General features: G+C 34.9%; 15 protein-coding genes. 7 read left to right on the forward strand and 8 right to left on the reverse strand.

Going from position 1 to position 21,768, the window contains the following annotated elements; genetic code table 11:
- Nucleotides 1-3: 3 nt before the first annotated feature.
- Nucleotides 4-4,245, reverse strand: coding sequence for a PAAR-like protein (locus tag GYM73_RS06030; RefSeq protein WP_220233293.1), 4,242 nt, complete (start codon nucleotides 4,243-4,245; stop codon nucleotides 4-6).
- A gap of 602 nt (nucleotides 4,246-4,847) precedes the next feature.
- On the opposite strand from GYM73_RS06030, the gene thiL reads away from it, so the two are divergent.
- The 5 genes from thiL to GYM73_RS06055 all read left to right on the forward strand — a co-directional run bounded on the left by thiL (nucleotide 4,848) and on the right by GYM73_RS06055 (nucleotide 9,014).
- Nucleotides 4,848-5,903 (forward strand): thiamine-phosphate kinase, encoded by a 1,056-nt coding sequence (gene thiL / locus GYM73_RS06035; RefSeq protein WP_160543367.1) that lies wholly within the window; start codon nucleotides 4,848-4,850, stop codon nucleotides 5,901-5,903.
- 106 nt (nucleotides 5,904-6,009) lie between these two features.
- The gene (locus tag GYM73_RS06040; RefSeq protein ID WP_220233294.1) at nucleotides 6,010-6,567 is read left to right on the forward strand and encodes a 30S ribosomal protein S16; all 558 of its coding nucleotides are present in this window, start codon (nucleotides 6,010-6,012) and stop codon (nucleotides 6,565-6,567) included.
- Between the two features lie 8 nt (nucleotides 6,568-6,575).
- Nucleotides 6,576-7,094 carry a ribosome maturation factor RimM gene (rimM, locus tag GYM73_RS06045; protein ID WP_220233295.1) on the forward strand — a complete coding sequence of 173 codons (519 nt, stop codon included), beginning with the start codon at nucleotides 6,576-6,578 and terminating at the stop codon, nucleotides 7,092-7,094.
- Nucleotides 7,095-7,202: 108 nt separating this feature from the next.
- Nucleotides 7,203-8,156, forward strand: a complete 954-nt coding sequence (locus GYM73_RS06050; protein WP_105297870.1) for an acetyl-CoA carboxylase carboxyltransferase subunit alpha — start codon at nucleotides 7,203-7,205, stop codon at nucleotides 8,154-8,156.
- Nucleotides 8,157-8,366: 210 nt separating this feature from the next.
- A complete protein-coding gene (locus tag GYM73_RS06055) occupies nucleotides 8,367-9,014 on the forward strand; it encodes an HD domain-containing protein (protein ID WP_220233296.1) in 648 nt (215 codons plus the stop codon).
- Nucleotides 9,015-9,172: 158 nt separating this feature from the next.
- Here the strand turns inward: GYM73_RS06055 and purB are convergent, their stop codons facing one another.
- The 6 genes from purB to GYM73_RS06085 form a co-directional block, all read right to left on the reverse strand.
- On the reverse strand, nucleotides 9,173-10,600 hold the full coding sequence (gene purB, locus GYM73_RS06060) for an adenylosuccinate lyase (RefSeq protein ID WP_220233297.1): 1,428 nt from the start codon (nucleotides 10,598-10,600) through the stop codon (nucleotides 9,173-9,175).
- Nucleotides 10,601-10,866: 266 nt separating this feature from the next.
- Complete coding sequence (locus GYM73_RS06065) at nucleotides 10,867-12,231, reverse strand: HAMP domain-containing sensor histidine kinase (protein ID WP_220233298.1); 1,365 nt, start codon at nucleotides 12,229-12,231, stop codon at nucleotides 10,867-10,869.
- Nucleotides 12,231-12,920 carry a response regulator transcription factor gene (locus tag GYM73_RS06070; protein WP_160557280.1) on the reverse strand — a complete coding sequence of 230 codons (690 nt, stop codon included), beginning with the start codon at nucleotides 12,918-12,920 and terminating at the stop codon, nucleotides 12,231-12,233. The genes GYM73_RS06065 and GYM73_RS06070 overlap by 1 nt, the downstream gene beginning before the upstream one ends.
- A 31-nt stretch (nucleotides 12,921-12,951) precedes the next feature.
- Nucleotides 12,952-16,050 carry an efflux RND transporter permease subunit gene (locus GYM73_RS06075; protein ID WP_220233299.1) on the reverse strand — a complete coding sequence of 1,033 codons (3,099 nt, stop codon included), beginning with the start codon at nucleotides 16,048-16,050 and terminating at the stop codon, nucleotides 12,952-12,954.
- Nucleotides 16,051-16,056: 6 nt separating this feature from the next.
- On the reverse strand, nucleotides 16,057-17,139 hold the full coding sequence (locus GYM73_RS06080) for an efflux RND transporter periplasmic adaptor subunit (protein ID WP_220233300.1): 1,083 nt from the start codon (nucleotides 17,137-17,139) through the stop codon (nucleotides 16,057-16,059).
- Nucleotides 17,140-17,144: 5 nt separating this feature from the next.
- On the reverse strand, nucleotides 17,145-18,431 hold the full coding sequence (locus GYM73_RS06085; RefSeq protein WP_220233301.1) for a TolC family protein: 1,287 nt from the start codon (nucleotides 18,429-18,431) through the stop codon (nucleotides 17,145-17,147).
- Between the two features lie 499 nt (nucleotides 18,432-18,930).
- Here GYM73_RS06085 and GYM73_RS06090 point away from each other — a divergent pair, with 499 nt between their 5' ends.
- Nucleotides 18,931-20,229, forward strand: coding sequence for a hypothetical protein (locus GYM73_RS06090; protein WP_220233302.1), 1,299 nt, complete (start codon nucleotides 18,931-18,933; stop codon nucleotides 20,227-20,229).
- Between the two features lie 116 nt (nucleotides 20,230-20,345).
- Here the strand turns inward: GYM73_RS06090 and eco are convergent, their stop codons facing one another.
- Nucleotides 20,346-20,855, reverse strand: coding sequence for a serine protease inhibitor ecotin (gene eco, locus GYM73_RS06095; RefSeq protein ID WP_220233303.1), 510 nt, complete (start codon nucleotides 20,853-20,855; stop codon nucleotides 20,346-20,348).
- 429 nt (nucleotides 20,856-21,284) lie between these two features.
- Between eco and GYM73_RS06100 the strand changes: the two genes are divergently transcribed.
- The gene (locus tag GYM73_RS06100; protein ID WP_160543356.1) at nucleotides 21,285-21,713 is read left to right on the forward strand and encodes a hypothetical protein; all 429 of its coding nucleotides are present in this window, start codon (nucleotides 21,285-21,287) and stop codon (nucleotides 21,711-21,713) included.
- Nucleotides 21,714-21,768: the final 55 nt, after the last annotated feature.

The following is a 21,768-nucleotide window of genomic DNA, read 5'->3' on the forward strand; positions in this document are numbered from 1 at the left end:
TAATTAATTTGTTTTTCCTGTTGATGGTTCTGCTATAATTCCAAATTTTATATTTAATATTTTTGCACTTTCATATATGTCATTATCCGTTAATTTGTCTTGATCTTTAATTTCATAGTCTTTTGGAACATAAAATCCATGAATTTTTTTAACATTTCCTATCATCTCTCCATAGGAATCGAATCGTATTGTATCATCTTGATTCCCTCCTAATAAAATATATCTTCCACTTTTTGTCTTACCATAAAGAAAACCAGTATGCCCTTTCCATTCTTTTATATGTTTGTAAACTACTAAACAACCATAAATGGGTTCTGATATTTGTTTATATTTATCTTTTGTTAAATTATGTGTTGGGGCTAATGATGATGCTGATTTTGCATGGTTATATGGCATATTTGTCTTAGGATTTATAGTCTGTCCTATTACCCAATTCATAAAAGCGGCACACCAAGGACCATTTTCCCCATCTGTGGGTTTAGTCTTAAGTCCACAATATTGTAAATACTTTTTAGCATTTGAGTACATGGGCTCTTTACCTTCTTTACAACCTTTCATTTCTTTAGCTATACTTTCTGCAAGTTCCATCCACGGCGCTCTCCCTTTGGTGTTTATAAACTCCAACTCTTTCTCCCCTCTACAAACAGCCTTGTCGTACTTAAACCATGTTTTTAACTTTCTAAGTCCTTCTTTGCGCTTTTCCCAACCATGCGGATCGGGTTTATCTTTATGATCGGGCGAGTAACCGTTAAGTATTTTAGACTGCAGCCAAAAATAATTTTCTTCCTCTCCGCTTTCTTCCATAACCAAAGCCAATCGGTTTAAACTTTGATCTAATCCTTTACTAAAACGCTCCCGTTTCCATGCCTTAACTTCTCTTATTTTAGCCGAATCATAGTCTTTATCTCCCCATTTTGAAACCCTTTTAAAAACCTCCCATTCCCAACCGGCACTGTCTATGGCATAATGTAGATCTTTGGATATCAAATCAGGATTGGTGATAAATATTCCTTCCTCTTCTTTTTTCAGATAACCATTGTCTGCTAAATATTTTCCATACTTTTCATAAGGACCGGGATCATCGTAAACAGTTTTATCCTTATTTAAATTGCCTGTAAGTTGAATCAATCCTCTCCCTTTATAAAAGGAAGTACTGGATTTATATTTACTCGGTTTTTCTTGCGATAATTTAAAAAATCCCGTTTCCGCATTTACTTGAGCCAAAAAAGTAATTTTTTGTATGCAAGAATTAATACCATATCTGCGAAACATTTGATTTAATTCCCTAGTTAAACTTTTTACGCTGTTGTCATTAATCAATCCGTCGGTCCACAGTTTCGTATTCCCGTTCATATGGATCAGCAATTGTTCCATTTCTTCTTCGGTAAAATCTCGATGACAATAACAATTACGTTTTTTCATCAAATTCTTCCCCCTGGCCACGGTAACCAAAGAAACCGAAGATAAATCTTCAAGATTTCCCAGATCAGAAACATAGAGCGGATTAAAAAAACGGAAAAAAACAGATTCCACCTTTTTTAATTGTTCCGCGGTAGGAGTTTGCCCTTCCTCCAAAGTGGGCATGGCAATGCCCACCTGCGAATACTCCTCATTAAAAACCTTTTCATACGAATCCCTGTTTACCGTCTTCAGCTGAGATTCCAATTCCACCCAAACCGTTGCATCGTTTGCATCCTTTTCCTCCTTAAAAACAGCGATATAGAACACCTGAGGGCTCGGAACGTTCGAGTCCCTCTCCGGGGTAAAATCCAGCGACAGTAAGCCGTCGGTCCCCACCACCTCAGCCTCATACCTTTTTGCCTGTGTTGCCACCATAAAGGACTTTTGCTTTTCGTTATAAGAATCCGCCCAATCATCCGCCCCCAATTTTTTATACACAACCACCGTTAGTTTTTCCTTAGCCATACCCACGGTATGTACCCAAACCGTATGTTTTATGCCGTACTCAGTAGTCTTTATCTGAACATCATCCGCTGCCTCATTAGAAAAACACATAGAAGTAATGCGCGCAGGAGCAGGGACTTTCAAATATTCTCTGCGATCCAATATCAAATATAACGTTTTCCCGTCTATATGCACCGTTTCCACTTCTTGACCGTCTGCCCGGTGGATCAAGGATATGCGAGAAAGATCCAACGGTTCTTTTGAGGTAAATTCCACCGTAAAAAAAAGTTGGGTCTGTACTTTAGGGTCGGGATTGATGGTTTGTATCTTTTCTTTACTTTCCCGGTCCACAATAAAGGAAAGTTGACAACTTCCTTTTTTATCCAAGACGGCATCCAGTTCTTTTATCAAACATTCTTGTCGGCGGAAGGTTTCCAACGGTTCAAAGTTGGGATGTTCTGCCCAAATCGTTACTTTGATTCCAACGCTCTCCAACCCTTTCAAACTAAGGTAGAAATAATTTTCTTCCTCCCAGCCCGTCTCGGTCCTTCTGGTTCCGTTTTTGTAACACCACAGGGCTCTTTCCAGAAAAACCTCTTCCGCTTGTACGGTTTTTTTTACCGAACGGCGACTTACTTCCTCTCCCTTCAGTTGGGCCGAAAAAGTAACTTTATCTTTCCTGTCCATTCGTAAAAACGCTTGTTGACAGTCGGAGGACAGACTCCATTCCAACTCGACAGAATGCGGATAGGTCCATTGCGGCGTTTCTCCCGCTTGCAGAGACATCAAGGGTTGGATCTTATAGACAGCTTCTGCTCCCACGGGTATTTTTTCAGGACCGCTGATGCTTTCCAAACGGTTCTTGCCTACTTCAATCCATGCCGTATCCGGGCCCTTTCCCAAAACAGCTGTCGAGTCTTTATCTTCCCCGAAGGCTTGGAATTTATAAATCCCGTAAAGGTCGGTTACAGGCTGCCCTTGTTTTTTGAATTCTTCGACAAGCGCTGCAACACTGATCTTTAACTCTTCTTTAAGTCCTAACCGCATGACTTTTCCCCCGTCTTTTTGAACAATCCAAAAAGCCCGATTCCCTAATCCGATCATTCCTTCGTAATTATACTTGATTTTCGAGACTTTCAGATGAAAAATGCCGTCTTTTCGTATCTTGTCGCTTCCCAGGTTTTTTATATTTTCTGCCGATCGGTTTTTTATTTTTACGGTCAACATGCGCCGATTAGGCAACATTCCCATCGGAACATAATTATGGTCTTCCAACTCTATAACATAAGAGCCGCTGTTGCGAAAAGAAGCCATCAGACTTCCCGAGAGAATCTGCGCTCCCAAAGGACTGTTTTTATGATCGGCAGAAAATCCCGGAGCATTGGTATATAAGATCGTCCCGTTCAAATCTTTGATGCGCCATCGCATGCCTTGCAACATAAAAAACTTGGTTTTTTCCGAATCGGGAAAGGTATAGCGAGGGGTAAAATAGGCGGGGGTATTTTTGGGAAGTTCCACGATTTTCTCTTTGGAAACCTGCTTTGCGTTGACAACAATTTCCTCGAGTTTGTTTGCTTTGCGATGGATGATTATTTTGGTAGAATCGCCGATGGGAACCTTTCCGTATCCGAAGATGGTGGTCTTGCCTTCAGGTAACTCTTCCAGATTTACTTGGTGTGTGCTTCCGTATTCCAGATAGGTTTTTATTCGGTCTTTTTGAGTATCTCCTTTGTAGTAGGCCCAATTGACCAGGCTGGCATCGTCTTTTTCCCTTACTGTGGCCTGAAGGGTGATTGTTTTAACCGCTCCGCCTATTTCAAAGCACACTTCTCGATGGGAGGGGATTGTTTGCTTGGGAACGCTTGAAGAAACCAAATCTATTTTGCTTACCGAAGGAATGGTATTTCCTAATGAAGCCGCAACCTTAGGACTTATCATAAAAATATCATACGATTCCCTGAGGTGTTTTTTAAAAATTTTAGCCGAGAGTTTGACCTTTTGGCCGTGGTTTTTTATGGTGATTTTCCCCTTATACTTACACTCCCCGTAGGAAGCTTCCGTCAGTGGTTTTTGTTTGCCGAATTCGGCGTTTTGATAATAATCTTTCCATGAAATTTGCGGAGTGCAGGCCGGCTGGGGGCTGCTTCGGTTACACAATCCAAAATTCATGTGGTCTTGGTCATCTTCCAGCCAAGTGGCTATTTTCTTTTGGTTGGCCAGGTACTTGTCATCGTCCTTATGCTTTACTTTTAAAATACATTCGGGAATGCTTCCTCGGTTGCAGCTTACGCAAGCTCCTTCTACTACTAAGGCTAAATGATCGGGTTTTTTATCGGGCATGGAGTTAGTTTTTTTTAAGGTTGAGTTAGTGGGAGTAAAGCAATTAAAAATTCCCTTTACTTTTTTATTTTTTAAGCTTTACAAGCGGAAAAATTCCATAAGAATTAGATTCCGATTTACACTAAATAAACTATACACGAAACAACAAAACGTTATATTCATAAGTTAGGCTTTGTGAAAATTATTCGGCTAAGATAAAGATTTTTTTATCAGAATTTATAACTTTTACGGTTATTTTTAGTTTAACTTGTTGATCATCAAAAAGATGCTGTTGGGTTGTCTGAACAAAGTTATGGATTGGTTCGGTTCTTATTTTGAAAATAAGTATGGGATATCTGTTTGTAGTTTATTGAATTACGGGGATTGGAGTGTTGTTATTGTTATGGGTAACCGCCTTAAAAATTAATCTTTGAATCTGTATGGATTTTTTTTCTAAAAAAACTTTATATTATTCAATCCTTGTAAAATATTTTAATTACACTCCTACTATTTAGTAAAAAATCGAAAAAATTACGGATCGCAATACAAATAATAAGGCATATACCCGAAAAAGCCGTAAATTCGAAAATCGAATTCAAAATAAATTAATAGATATCCGCAGTATGCTTGATAATAAGAATCCATATAAAACTTCAATTTCAGAATATGGTGAATTTGGACTGATCGAACATCTTACTCAAAATTTCAAACCCAAACATCCCTCTACTCTACAAGGAGTTGGAGACGATGCCGCCGTGTTGGATCCAAAAGATAAAAAGGTGTTAGTTTCTACCGATATGCTATTGGAAAATATTCATTTCAATTTGGCTTATACCCCTTTAAAACATCTAGGTTATAAGTCAGTAGTTATCGGACTCAGCGATTTGGTTGCCATGAACGCCGTTCCGGAACAAATACTGATTTCCATAGCCGTATCCAATCGTTTTCCGGTAGAAGCATTAGAAGAAATATATACCGGCATCCACCTGGCGTGTAAGCACTATTCTATAGATTTAGTCGGAGGAGATACCACTTCATCCAACCTGGGATTGGTAATAAATATTTCTACCGTGGGATATGCTCATAAAGACGAGATTGTCTACCGAAAAGGAGCAAAACCCAATGACCTTTTGGTTGTCAGCGGTGATTTGGGCGGTGCTTACTTCGGATTACAAGTATTGGAACGTGAAAATTCTGTTTTTAAAGTTAACCCAAACCTTCAACCGGATTTATCGGGGTATACTTATATTTTGGAAAGGCAATTAAAACCTGAAGCACGTACGGAAATTAAAGCCTTACTTAAAGAAATGGACGTACATCCTACTTCTATGATTGATATTTCCGACGGGTTGGCATCTGAAATCATTCATCTTTCCCAACAAAGTAACGTTGGCTTCTCCATTTATGAAGAAAAAATCCCGATGGACAGCCAGGTAATTACTACAGCGGAAGAATTCGGTATTAATCCCGTAACAGGGGTACTAAACGGGGGAGAAGATTATGAAATTTTATTTACCATCCCTATTGAAGATCATGATAAGATCAAACATAATCCTAACTTCACCATTATCGGTCATGCTACCGAAACGGTTGAAAATGTTTTGATAACTAAAGGAAATACACAGCGCATTCCGTTGAATGCTCAAGGCTGGGATGCTCATTTTTCCAAGAAAAACTAAGAGTATAAAACGATAATTTGTACGCAAAAATTTGCAGCAATAGTAAAACAAGTAGTATATTTGCAAACTTAACTAATAACGGGACGGGATCCCAAAATAAAAAATTATGGCAGTAAAAATTAGATTACAAAGACACGGTAAAAAAGGAAAACCGGTTTTTCACATTGTTGTAGCAGATTCTAGAGCTAAAAGAGATGGTAAAAACATCGAAAAATTAGGAATTTACGTTCCTACGACCAACCCTGCAACCATTGAATTAAATGTTGACAGAGCAGTGAGCTGGTTAGAAAAAGGAGCTCAACCATCAGATACAGCAAAATCTATCCTTTCTTACAAAGGTGCTTTATTAAAAAAGCATTTGAACGGAGGGGTTAAAAAAGGAGCTTTTTCGGCTGAAGAAGCAGAGAAAAAATTCCAAGCTTGGTTGGAAGACAAAGAAAAAGCTATTCAAGCGAAAAAAGACAAATTGGCTTCTTCTAAGCAACAAGCGAAAAAAGAAAAGCTTGAAGCTGAAAGAAAAGTAAATGAAAGCCGTATCGCTGCTCAACAAAAAGCAGAAGATGCAAAAGCTAACGATGCAGAGGAAGTAGTAGAAGCAATCATCGCAGAAGATGAAGCAGCTACTGATGCTCAGGCTGAAACTAATGAAGAACCTAAAGCCTAATTAGATTCATGCAATTGGAAGATTGTTACTACCTAGGCACAATCACTAAAACTCATGGTCTGAAAGGTCATCTGATTGTTAAACTAGACACAGATGAACCGGAGGTTTACAATAATTTGGAATCGGTATTTATTAATATCAATGAAATGCCGGTTCCTTTTTTTCTAAATGAATGTCAACTCTATAATAAAGATTCATTACGTGTAAAATTTGAAGATACTTCTATCAATTCACAAGACTTAATAGGGACGCAGCTGTACCTTCCTTTAAATACATTACCTAAATTAAAAGGAAAACAATTTTATTATCATGAAGTTATACACTTTTCTTTAGTAGACGAAAACCTACAAAAGATTGGAGAAATTACTGAAATAAACGATAACAGCGCACAAGCTCTTTTTATTATAAAACTATCTAAAAATGATAAATTTATTTACATTCCTATTATTAATGATTGGATTATTGAAGTAAACAGAAATGATCATTACATTTCAATGACTTTACCTGAAGGAATTTTGGATTTATAATTCATTGGAAATTTATTTTTGAAAATACCATTTCTAAGTAGTTTCAAAAATGAGAATTTAATTTGATTTATTTAAAAGTTAGTATATTTAGTCACTAATACTCATAAAATGGAATATTTAGATTTTGAATTGCCTATAAAAGAATTAGAAGACCAGCTTAAAAAATGGATCGAGCTTGGTAAAGAAAGCGGAGTAGATATAAATTCTACTTGCAAAGAAATCGAAAAGAAAATCGAACAAACCAAACATCAAATATACGATAACCTTACCCCTTGGCAAACCGTTCAATTATCCAGACATCCCTCTCGTCCTTATTCGTTAGACTATTGCAGTGCCATCACTGATAATACGTTTATTGAATTACACGGAGACCGCAACTATGGCGATGACAAAGCCATGATTGGAGGATTGGGAAGAATTGACGGTAAAACTTTTATGATTATCGGTCAACAAAAAGGTAAAAATACCAAAGAAAGACAATACCGTCGTTTTGGTATGCCCAATCCAGACGGTTACCGAAAAGCGTTACGTTTGATGAGGGTTGCTGAAAAATTTAACATCCCTATTCTAACCTTAATAGACACTCCGGGAGCCTATCCGGGACTTGATGCCGAAGAAAGAGGACAAGGAGAAGCCATCGCGTATAATATCGCTCAGATGTGCCAAATTAAAGTTCCGATTATTTGCGTAGTTATTGGTGAAGGTGCCAGTGGCGGTGCGTTGGGAATAGGTGTAGGAAATAAGGTTTACATGATGGAAAATACTTGGTATTCCGTAATTTCTCCGGAAAGTTGTTCCTCAATCTTATTCAGAAGCTGGGAATACAAAGAAGTTGCTGCCGAAAATCTTCGTTTAACTCCTAAAAATTCTTTGGAATTAGGCATTATTGACGGAATAATTAAGGAGCCGCTTGGCGGCGCTCATTACAACCCGGAAGGAGCCTTTATGTCTTTAAAAAATCAAGTTTTAGAGGCCTATAATGAGCTTTCTAAAATGTCTCCTGATGAGTTGGTGGAACACAGACAAAATAAATTTATAAATATGGGTGTATATAGCGAATAGTTATCTACTTACATTTACCATATTAAATATAATATAAGCCCCTGTTTTTTATAAAGGGGCTTTTTCTTTTTTATTTTTCATTTCAATACTTTCAATTGAAGTTGAAAAGTCCTATTCAATATCTTTATACCCCTTTAATATAATAAAAGGGTTTTTAAATTATTGAACTTATATTTACCTATAATTCTTATTAAAATTCTATATTTAAGCATGGAATTAGACCAAGCAATATCAATCATTCGGGATTATATAAAAAATAAACATTCTTCGGATAAAAGTGGACATGATTATTGGCATATTGAGCGAGTAGTAACCAACGCCCAAAATATTCTCCTTCACGAAAAGGCTGATCGTTCTAAAGTTTTATTGGCAGCCTGGCTTCACGATGTCGGAGATTATAAACTCCATAATGGAACGGACCGTACTGAAGAACTCGTATTTCCATTACTGTCTTCTTTATCATATCCGAAAAGTTTCATTGAAGATATCATTAAAATTATTAACGAAGTTTCGTATAAGGGTGGACATAATCCTCCTCCTACTTCACTTGAAGCAAAAATTGTTCAAGATGCCGATCGATTGGATGCAATAGGTGCTGTAGGAATAGCCCGAGCATCTGCTTATGGTGGCACCAAAGGTCGAGAATTGTTTGATCCGAACGAAAAACCGACCGAATATACGGAAAGTGCTTCTTATCAAAAAAGTACCTCATGTACGATCAATCATTTTTATGAAAAGCTATTGAAGCTGAAAGACTTGATGAATACCGATATTGCTAAAGAAATGGCTGAAGAAAGGCATTTATTTATGCTGAAATTTTTGGAAGAATTTTATAAAGAAATCGGATATCCTAGATAACGAAACCGAATTAATAAATACTACTGAAAAACCACCGGGCACGAAGATCGTTACTTTGCCATATAATCGGCAAATCGAATTAATATTTAGTTTATGTTTAGTTTAAATTAGTTTAAACAATCAGGACTGCCACAGTGGTTAATTCAGTATATATATTTTTAGACTCTAAGATCGGAATTTATTCCTAGTAGATGTTCATATTTTAGTAAAATAGGATTTACTTCCTGATCTAAAAACTCTTCTGTTTGTTCCGGAGCAAAGCCAATGAAATTGGATGGATTAATCAATTTCATCAATTTTTCTTTGTCAATATTTATTTTTTCATCCATGATAATTCGCTCGATTAAATCATTAGGCTTTCCTTCCATTTTTACTTTTTTGGCTGCTTCCATAGAATGTTGACGAATGATTTCATGAAGTTCCTGCCGGTCTCCTCCGTTTTTAACTCCTTCCATAATGATGTATTCGGTTGCCATAAAGGGCAGTTCTTCATTAATATGCTTTTCAATCATTTTAGGATATACGACCAATCCGTCCAAAATATTATTCCAGATTAATAAGATAGCATCTACGGCTAAAAATGCCTGAGGTATGCTCAACCTTTTATTTGCGGAATCGTCTAATGTTCTTTCAAACCATTGAGTGGATGCAACCATTGCAGGAGATGTTGCTAAAGAGATTATAAATTTAGCTAATGAAGCAATTCTTTCAGATCGCATCGGATTACGCTTATAAGCCATGGCGCTGGAACCTATCTGATTCTTTTCAAACGGTTCTTCTATTTCTTTTAAGCTTTGCAACAAGCGCAAATCATTCGTAAACTTATGTGCAGATTGTGCAATATTGGAAAGTACTTCTAGTGCCTGAGCATCTATCTTTCGGTCATAAGTTTGACCACTTACTTTAAAAACTTTTTTAAAGCCGAAACGTTCTGATAATTTCCGGTCCAATTCCTTGACTTTTGAAAAGTCCCCGTCAAACAATTCTTTAAAACTGGCAGCCGTTCCGGTAGTACCTTTAACTCCTCTGAAGCGCAACGTTTCCAAACGATATTCTAAATCTTCCAAATCTAATAAAACCGATTGCAGCCAAAGAGTAGCTCGTTTACCAATCGTTGTTAATTGTGCCGGTTGAAAATGAGTAAACCCTAAGGTAGGATGGTCTTTATACTTGAGTGCAAACGAATGCAATCCTTTAATAACATTAATCAATTTTTTCTTCACCAGTTCGAAACCGTCACGTATTTGGATAAGATCCGTATTATCCCCTACAAAGGCAGAAGTTGCCCCTAAATGAATAATGGGACGTGCAGCCGGTGCTGCATCTCCATATGCATGTACATGGGCCATAACATCATGACGAAATTTTTTTTCGTATTCGTCTGCTTTCTTAAAATCTATTTTCGATACTTGCTCTCTAAGCTCTTTTATTTGCTCATCCGAAATATCTAAACCAAGCTCTTTTTGTATTTCTGCCAGGGCTAACCATAATTTTCTCCAAGTAGTAAATTTTTTTTCAGGAGAAAAATTGTACAACATTTCATCACTGCAATAGCGGCTTTCCAACGGATTTTGATACGTATTCATTTTATCTTCTTGGTTATATGGATTAAATCAGCTCAAAAATAAGGATTTAATTAAGATGCTCCTTTAAAAATTTTAAATTATGAAAGTTTACTAACTCACTTTGCTTTTTGTAATTATTAAAAATATCTTTTTTTGGAAAGATTCTATTGTTAAAAAATGAAAAGGTGAATTACTTAAAATTCACCTTTTCCAGCTAAGTGAATTAGTATTTAAATGATACTAATTTTACTTAACAATAAACAGCTAAAACAAATATGAGTGTAAATTTACTCCTGATTCATGCCGAAAAAAGTTAAGGTAATTTTAGTTCCTTTATTTTCTTCGGATTCTATGGTATATTCTATATGGTTTTTTTCTAAAATACGAAGGGCAATGGAAAGCCCTATCCCCGATCCAGATACTTTTTCAGCATTTGGGGCTCGATAAAACGGACGACTTATTTCGCTTAATTGCATTTTGGGAATTCCAATCCCATGATCTTGTATCAAAAGATGTAATTTTCCTTCACGTTCATACAGTTGAATACGTACTAATTTTCTTTGTGAGAATTTAACCGCATTTTCAATCAGATTGAATAAGGCTATAAATAATTGTGTTTTATCTATATTAATGTAAAGCAACTCTATATTTTCCGAAGTAACATCTAAAGTATAATCTATGATCTCACTGCAATCGGAATATTTATCTGAAACCCGTTTAATAATTTCAAATATGAGTTCGTCAATACGTATTTGTTCTGAAATGTCTGTATTTTTTCGCAAATCGGAAACAATGAGTAAAATATCTAATATTTCTTGAAGCCGGTCTATTTCCTCCATCAATGTTTGGGATAAGGCTTGATATTCTTCGGGTGAACGGTTTTTCATGGAAAATACCTCCAAATTTCCTTGAATTGCCGCCAAAGGTGTTTTGAATTCGTGTGAAACATAGCTCACAAAATTTTGTTGTATTTTAATTGAATCGGAAATTTTTTTAAGCAATTCATTAAAGGTTTCAGTTAGATCGTACAATTCGTCTTTAACTGTATTTCGGCTCGTCTTCAATTCCATGGAATCGCCCGGAGTCATTTGTTTTACTTGGTTAATGGCTTCTCTTATGGGACGATAGGCTATATTGGCTATCCAACGGTTTAGCAATATGGTAGCCAATAACCCGACAATAAAGGCGGATACTAATATTCCTATAAGGGGATTGATGTATTGATACACATCGTGTTTATTTTCCTTAGCAATGATTACGAAATTGCCTTCGTTGTCATTATAATACATTCCATAACATAAAAAGTTATCGGTGGTAAAGGACAATTTCTTTTGATAGCGTATTTCATTAATTACCGATTCGGGAACATCTTGTATATTTCCATATTTTAATTGATTCAGATCGTCGTAAATTTCAAAGTAGGGATTGTTTATTTTTTCGTATTGCTTTTTTATTTTTTGAAATTCTTTTGCGCTTATTTCATCTTCTTCAAAAAAGTAATAGCCGATAATTTGAGCAGTCTTTTGTAAATTCCTGTAAACGGAGTTTTCAATGCTCCTTTTGTAGAAGCTGAATATCAGAAGCGCTACGGCTATAAAGACAATTCCCCAAAAACCGGAGCTTAGTAAACTTAATCTTGTCTGTATTTTCATTATTCAGCTAATAAAGATTTAATACGATATCCCCTTCCTTTTATGGTTTCTATGATTTTTGTTTCAAACTCGCCATCAATTTTATTTCTTAAATAAGAAATATATACTTCTACTATATTGGTGTTTATATCATGGTTAATTCCCCAAACACTGGTTAGAATTTGGGTTCTTGAAACAACTTTATTTTTATTTTCCATTAAGAATTTTAATAATTTAAATTCAAGATGGGTTAGAACTATTTCTGTATCTCCTCTTAGAATTTTATGCTCATCCAAATACATTTTTAAATCTCCGCATACCAATACATTGGAAGAAGAATCATAATTCATTTTCCTTCTTCTGTCCAATGCATGAATTCGTGCTACGAGTTCTTTAAAATGAAAAGGCTTGGTCAGATAATCATCTGCACCGTAACTTAGGGCTTTTACTTTATCATCGGGATCTCCTAAAGCACTGATTACTAAAACAGGAGTGGTTATTTTTTTATAGCGGATATACTGCAACAACTCCATTCCATCAATATCAGGCAGCATAATATCCAATAAGATCATATTCCAATTGGTATCATTTAAACGACTTCTTGCATCCACACCGTTCTCAACCAAAGTGACTGAAAAACCGCTTTCTTCTAATCCTTTGATCATGAACTCACTGATTTTTTTATTATCTTCTACCAATAACAACTCCATATTTTACTTTTTGCTTTATAAAGTTACTATTTTATGATTTAATTTTTCTTTTCTTGCGGTAAGCAAAATAAAAAACCTGCGGTAAAATAGTAAATGATAAAAGCATACAAGTGATTATACCCCCAACAATCATAATTGCCAAAGGCTTTTGAACTTCAGAACCCATTCCATTGGACATAGCGGCCGGTAATAATCCCATCGATCCCATAAGGGCTATCATCAGCACCGGACGTATCCTGCTTTTAACTGCACTATCTATGGCTAATCTTAAATTTCCGGTTGAATTCATCTTTTTCTTCATCAAAGCAATCAACAAAATGCTGTCAATAGCGGTAATTCCAAAGAGTATAATAAATCCTATTCCTGCAGAAATTCCAAAAGTGGTACCGGTTATCCACAGGGAAATAAAACCACCGATAAAAGCATAAGGCATGGCACTTGCTGCAATTAAAGTGTCTTTGATGGTCCTAAAATTCATATAGAGTAAAAATAAGATCAATAATAAGGCACAAGGTACAATAATCATCAATCGTTGTGTTGCTCTTTGTTGGCTTTCAAATTCTCCTGCCCAAACCATGCGGTTTCCTCGACCTAGTTTGACCTCTTTATTTACTTTTTCTTGGGCTTCTTTGATAGTAGAACCTAAATCACGGTCGCGAACACTAAACCCAACTCCGATGTACCTGCTGCTTCCATCTCGATAGATAAATGTCGGGCCGGTTACAAATTTGATATCGGCAATTTCTTTTAACGGAACATGTTTTCCATCCATGGTAGGTATTAGAATTTCCCCGATCTTATCTTCATTATCTCTGAATTCTTTTTGAAATCGTACTCTGACATCAAATATTTTTTCGCCTTCATAAAACTGGGTAGCAGCTTTACCTCCTATTGCCATTTCCACTACTGCCTGAGCATCTGCCATGGACACCGCATAACGGGCCATACGATCTTCGGATAAACGGATTTGTAATTCAGGTAAACCGATGCTTCGGAACACATTCACATCTTCTACTCCTTTCACTTTTTGTATGATAGAAGCTGCATGATCTGCCATTTGTTCCAACTTTTGTAAGTCATCTCCGTATATTTTAATTACTAAGGAACTTTTTACTCCTGCTACATATTCTTCTACATTATCTTGTATGGGTTGGCTAAAGCCGAAAACTGTTCCGGGATAAATGTCTAAAGAATCTTTCATTTCTCGGATAAGCTCTTCTTTTTTAACTTTTTTCTTCCATTGATTTTCCGGCTTCAACTGGGCATGGAATTCTATGTTAAAAAACCCGGTTGGATCTGTTCCGTCATTCGGACGTCCGGTCTGTGACAATACAAATTGTACTTCATCAAAACTCCTCAACTTCTTTTTCATTTGTTGAGTGATTTTTACTGATTCGTCCAAATTAATACTGTTGGGTAAGGTAGCACGTATATAAATTGCTCCTTCGTTCATACTGGGTATAAATTCCGTACCCCAAAAACTAAATCTTACGATGCAAAGCACTAAAAGTATACAGAAGGTTATAATACTTCCTTTACGATGTCGGGATGCAAATAGAAAAATTTTATATAAATGGGAGGAAAAGAATCTGCTGATTGCATTTGATTTTTCTTTAACCGGTTTGGTTAGCAAAATTTTACACATAACCGGCACATAGGTAAGAGATAAAATTAATGATCCCATTAATGCATATCCTAAAGTAAATGCCAACGGCGAAAACATTTTACCTTCCACTTTTTGAAATGAAAAGATAGGAAATAAGGCAACGACCAAAATTATCTGAGCAAAAAATATGTGAGAAGCAACTCCTCCGGCACTTTTTTTAATTAATCCCCCTTTGGACGATTTTATAAATCGTTCTCCTCCCAACTCTTCCGTTCTCTTTACCATCGAGACAAATATGATTTCAACAATAACCAATGTTCCCTCGAGCAACAATCCAAAGTCTAGTGCTCCCATTGAAATAAGGTTCGCCGGAAGTCCTTGTATTCGAAGCATAATAATGGCAAATAAGAAAGAAAGCGGAATAACCGTAGCCACAATCAAGGTGGTTCTCCAGTTAAACAGGAAAATAAATACTACAATGGAAACCAACACAATACCCTCGATAAGGTTTTTCATTACGGTATGGACAGTAGCATCTACTAAGGTTGTTCGATCTAAAAAAGGTACGATTTTTACGTTTTCAGGTAATATACGATCATTTAAATCAGCTATTTTAACCTTTAAATTTTTAATCACATCTCCCGGATTTTGTCCTCTCAACATTACCACAATACCCTGAACGACATCATCTCTATCATCCAACCCTACTTGTCCCAAACGTGGTTTTGAAGAAACAGAAACGTTGGCAACTTGTTTTACTCGTATAGGAGTGCTACCTTTTACTTCAATAAGTATATTTTCAATGTCTTTGATATTGTCCAGTAAGCCAACTCCGCGTACTACATAGGCTTGACTTCCTTTTTGTATGACATCTCCGCCTACATTTATATTACTTTTTGAAATAGCTTCATAAACCTCCAAAGGCGAAAGTCCGTAATTAGCTAATTCTGTAGGATTTACTTTTATTTCATAGCATTTTTCTTCTCCACCGAAACTTACAATACTGGCTACTCCGGGAACCGATAATAGCTCACGCTCTACTACCCATTCGTTAAGAGCAGATATTTCGCGAACAGGAAGGTCACTTTTAATAGTATAACGGTATATTTCACCGGTAGCACCGGAAGGCGGTTCTATAGATGGATCGGCTCCTTCCGGAAGATCCATATCCTGCATACGATTTGAAGCATATTGCTGAGCAAAGAAATCATCTACTCCATCTTCAAAAATTACGGTTACCACCGAAAGACCAAAAAGAGAAGTAGAACGTACTTCCGTTTTTCTGGGAATGGTATTCATTTCCTTCATTATAGGAAGTGTAACAAATTTTTCAATTTCTTCCGCACTTCTTCCCGGCCATTGGGTTATAATTCGTACTCTTGTGTTAGTTACGTCGGGATAGGCCTCAATAGGTGTGTTTAGATAACATACAATTCCGCCGATAAATAAGAGTACGCTAAGAAATAGTATTAGTATGTGATTCCTTAATGAAAAGGCAATACATTTTTCAACAAACTTATGCATGTTTTGTTATTTGTTTTTTAAAGCTGAATAAATTAGTAATTGATTGTTAACCACAACATTTTCTCCTTCGGAAAGACCGGAAAGGATATATGCGGTTTCTTCGTTGTGACCTTGAAGTTGAACTTCTTTTACTTTGAAATTTTCTTTGGATTCTTCAACGATTACATAGTATTTATCGTCATCGAAAATGAGTGCGTTTACCGGAATTGACACATGGGTATTTTCTGTATTGTTTTTTAGTTTGATGGTCATGGACATTTCGGGCTTAAATTTCAAATCTGCATTTTCCATAACTATTCTTGCTTTCAAAACTCTTTCTTCAGAATCAAAAACTTGAGAGATGGATTGTATGGTTCCGTTAAATATTTCACCCGGATAGGATAAAGAACTCATTTCTACGGGCATTCCTACTTTTACAAATTGTAAATTACTCGCGTATACATTGGCTATCACCCATACTTTACTTAGGTCTGCAACCGTAAATATAGGCTCAGCATCCGGAGATATGGTACTGCCTGATGTTATATTTTTGTTTATAATATACCCGGTCATAGGAGAAACGATGGAAGAACTGCCGCTTCCGTTGGATCCTACCACAGACATATCCGTATGTACCCTTGCTAAAGAAGCCTGAGCTTGTTTTACTTTAGCTCTTGCTTCAACCAATTCGCTTTCGGATAGCATGTTGTCTTTATACATGGATTCCGCACTTTTTAGTTCTCTTCTAGCGACTTCCAATTCAGATTGTAACCCGAATTTTTCGGAATGTAAAGAATTTACTTCTAAACTTCGAACATTTGCCAATACTTGACCTTGTTTTACTTGGTCTCCTAATGAAAAATAGGTTTTTGTTACCACCCCATTAATTAACGGAACATAATTAACGATCTTATCCGGATCATATTCTACTTTACCTGTAAGTGTTAACTCCTCTTCTTGTGGCTTTAATTCCGCTTTTATGGTTTTTACATGTTTAAAAAACGACCGGTTTATTGCAGTTTCTTCCTGAGTTTTTGATTGGTTATCTTTTATATGGGTGCAGGATAGGGCAAGTGCCAGAACGGAAAGTATGTATATATTTTTTTTCATGGGATTTATCTTATTTCTTTTCCAACAGTATATTGTAACTCTTCAAATTGTGTATAAAGATTTTTTTGGGTATTTAATAGGGTCTCTTTATTGGTTTTATAGGCATCCATGAAATCTATAAATTCCAACATGCTAATGTTTCTTTTCATCAGGTTTCTGGTATAAGCATCTAACATATAGTCCAAATCTTCGGAAATATTTTCTTTTTGTATATCTTTAAACAGGTGGTAGGTGTCGGAATAGTTAGTATAAGCTTCGGTAATTTCATGCTGTGCGGTAGTTACTGCTTGTTTTGCTTGATATTTGCTTTGCTCTTTGTTAACTTGGGCTAACTTTATATTTCCTTGATTTCTATTGAAAAAGGGCAAATCAAAGCTTACGCCGAACCCTATAAAATCTTTCCATGGGGCACTTATACGATCATAATTGACAGCAAAGGTTAAATCAGGAACTTTTTGTGCTTTTTCATATAATAAATCTTTATCAAAATAATCAATTTGAAGGTTAGCAATTTTGATATCAGGTCTGCTTTCAGATGCTTCTTCTAAAATTTTTGGTAATAAGATATCATCCGGATTTTTTACTTCATTGTCTCCCTCGAGTATTTCAACCGTATTCAGAGGAGGAATATTCAATAAAGATTTTATAATTTTCTGTTGTTCGTTATAATTATTTTTAACCTCATAAATTTCTCCACTAAGCTCTAGTTGTGAGGATTGCAAACGAATTAAATCTTTTTTTGCTATATTTCCTTCGGCAACCTGATTTTTGTAGGCCGTAATCAGCTTTGAAAGCGCTTCTTGCTGGTGATTTAATATTTTTTGATAGGATTGTAAATAGATGAGCTCTTGCAGCGATTTTCGTACTTCTAGTTTTAAGCCCCGTAATGTCTCCTCAAATTCCTGAACAGCGATTTCTTTCGATACCTTTTCTCTATTTATTAGTTTACCTCTTTTTCTGGCTGTTTTAACCATTTGGCTAAGTTCCATCGTAAACTCCGTATTTTTAGCAAACTTTCCAAAGAGTGCCGGAATTTGCTCTTGTTCTCGCTGAGATTTCGTACTCCATAAATTAACATCACCTAACGAAAAGTTAGGATTGTCCCATAGTTTTGCTTGTACAACAGCAGCTTCGGCAGCATCTATATTCATTTTTTCTGCCAACAGCTGTAAATTTTGTTTGAGAAACAAACCTTCTGCTTGTTCTTTTGTTAATTGAATTACTTCTGCTTTTTGTGCAAAAACCAGACTTGTAAGGAAGGTACAAACCAGTAAAAAAACGTATTTACGCATTATATAAGCATTATTTTTTGTCTTAAGACAAATTTATTTACCAAATATTAGATTGAAATTTGACCTGCGTTATTTTTATATTAAAGGGACATTAGAATTATATTAGAAAAAACTATTGAATTTTTAAATAGTAAATTTTAAATTCAGATTAGATGTTTACTTAGCAATACGTACAGCAAACCTATTACTATACTAGGATGTGAATATTAGTTTTAGCATAAAAATAATTTATGCCAACTATCAACTATTTTAAAAAATTATATAATTATTAAAATTATAATGCTAAATTTAAAATAAATATTTACATTTGTATTCAATATTATTATAACATAATAAATACTACTTTCACTAAAAAACTTATGTAAACACTTTTAGAAATATATTTTAAAATAAATTCTAAAATAAATGTTTAACATTATTTAAAATAACCTTATAACAAGTAAGATCTCTTCTAAATACATATTTATTAATATACTAATCATTAAAAACAACTTAATTTATGAAAACTAAGTTTATTTTTTTAGGGATGTTATTAGTTCCCATATTATCATTTAGCCAAATTGGCGTAAATACAAATAACCCACAAGGTACCTTTCATGTTGACGGCATGAAGGATAATGCGGAAATTGGTGCACCTACCCCGTTTCAAGGAGCGAACGATTTTATTGTTACTTCAGATGGTAATGTAGGTGTTGGTACCGCGTATCCAGATGCTTCTTCCATCTTGGAATTAAATGTAGAAGGACTTAGTTCCGGCAGTAAAAAAGGTTTTTTAGGACCACGTGTATCTTTAACATCAAATATAGACACTCTCACAATTCCGAATCCCGCTGTAGGATTATTAGTTTATAATCTGGGAGATAATCCAAACTTTGTTTTTAATGGATATGTTTTTTGGAATGGAAAACAATGGAAGACATTAGATGGTCGTCCCATTATTCCGGGGATCATCCAAAATTTGACCTGTAATGCCGCTATGGCAATTCCAAGTTTTTATACTGCCAACGAAAGGTATCATGGAGTTATGACGGTTCCTTATACCGGTGGTGACGGTGGTACCTATCCTGCTCAATCAATTGGACCTGTAAACGGTCTTACAGCAACACTTGAAGCCGGACAATTTAATGTTGGAAACGGTGCTTTACGTTATGTGGTAGATGGAATTCCAACGGTTTCAAGTCCTCAGACAACAACATTTCCGCTTAGCGTAGCTATGCAAAACTGTGAAGCTACCATTGGTGCGGGTTTAGGGCTTGCACCCGGGGAACGTGTTTACTATCAATCTCCGTATGTTAATGCCGGTTTTGGTGATATAATAACTAATCCATATAATAATGTTCCCGAATATTGGTTAAGCAAATACGTTAATGATCTACCTATTTTAGGTGGCAAACTGAGATTAGATGCTTATTTATTGAATGGGGCTAATACATTAGCTACTGTTTCCTATAATCCCAGATTAGTAAACATCACCTCTTCCCCTGTTAAATTATGGTTTGGAGCGACAGCTAGTGCAACGTTTAAAAGTAATGCCAACATAATTTTAGCTCCCAGGGGAGGGTATGTGAGTTTAGATGACGGTATTTGGGCTAACTTGGGTGAAAATATGGTCATGGCTAGTGGAGGAAGTTTGAGTATTAATCCTAACTATAATCAGACTGAGATATTAACCGCAGATGTTTCTCTGGATGATAAATGGTATAAAATTTATTTTTTTGGATATATAGATAATATGGATACCAGTACTGTTTCAGATAACCTAAGAAGGTTTTATATTTCAATTCAAAGATTATATTAAATCGTATATGTTGAATTACTAATAATTTTTTACTAAAGATATTTAAAAGTTAAACTTTTATATAGTAGGGAATTCTTTTCAAATTGAAAAGAATTCCTTTTTTTTAACCCTATTAATTATTTCACTGAAGCAGTTTTTTCTTTTCCGGCTTCCCAAATTTTGTATTTCACAATATATCCCTTTGGGGTATAAATTACTATAGGAAGTTTACTGTTATATGTAATAATGATTGATTCAGAAGAAATAAATTTTTCTTTATTTACTATCTGTGGACAAGCCATTCGGGTAGAAATAGTCTTTCCTTCTGAAGAAAACTCGTAAAAGTTATATCCCCAGCCTTCCAACTCTTTTTCTTCTATTTTTCCCAGTAAAGTATGTTTATTGCAATCTACTTTCATTATTTTTCCGGGAATAAGTTCTACTTTATAAAATTCTTCATTATTTTTCTTATCTAAAATAATCACATGACGCATCATGCCGGATTTTGCCTCTGGAAAATTTACTAATTCTTTTCCGGGATCATTTTCTACTTCTTTTTGATGCATTGATTCTCCACTTAATTGAGTAAAAGATACTAAAATACTGCCTAAAATAATTCCTGTTAAAATTTTTCTAATTGTTTTCATTATATTATCTTTCAATTTTTGATTTATTCTTATAGATGTTTTTCTTACTATTTTTCCATAAAAAATTTTAAAATTTTTTTTTAATAAATTATCTAATTAAATTTAAACACTTTATACTTATATAAAATAGTATTCAATCGTATATAAAATAAAAAAATGTAGCCTTAAATACTATTTCAATCTACAATTCTAAGTTAAGTTTTTAGAAAACATTGTTATATTAAATTTAATAAATTTATTAAATAGTAAATTTTAGGTTGCTTTCTCAAAGTTAGATATTTATATTTCTGTTATATTAAAATTCAATCATTTTAAAACCTCTTTTAATTTTTAGATTCCTTCAAATATCTGCTTTATTATTTCATGATTTCTTAGTATTTTTACTTTGTTGGATTTAAATTATATTTCCTCTTTATAAAATTTTATGTAATGAAAAGATTATCTTTATTAGTACTTTTCGAAGCGATAGTATCCGTTTCCATTGGCATATTAATGTCTAAAATGTCTTGGATTGGTCGAATGGGAATTAATTTATTTCGAGGTGAATATAAAATATTAAAAATATGGTGGAAAACCGCTCTTCTTGTTTTTAGTATTTTATTCATACTAATGCTTGTTCAATACCTCATCAAGCGTATATGCAATTTGACGGTCTCTCGGCTTTTCTTTTTTTTATTTTTATTACTCGGTTGTTTAGGACTTGCCTATACATATCATGATTTTTCAACGGTTTATGAACATAAAATCATGAAAGAACGTTTTCATTTAGGTGGTTATTTATTTTGGATCGGTTGGATTGCTTCTAATTTATACTTTCTTGTAACTCCTTATCAAAAATCAGTTCAAGTCAACGAATAATTATATTTATAAATGACTAACTATTCTTCCTAATATTTAACAATTATATTAAATA

This window comes from Apibacter sp. ESL0432, from assembly GCF_019469225.1.
In the GTDB taxonomy this organism is placed as follows: Bacteria; Bacteroidota; Bacteroidia; order Flavobacteriales; family Weeksellaceae; genus Apibacter.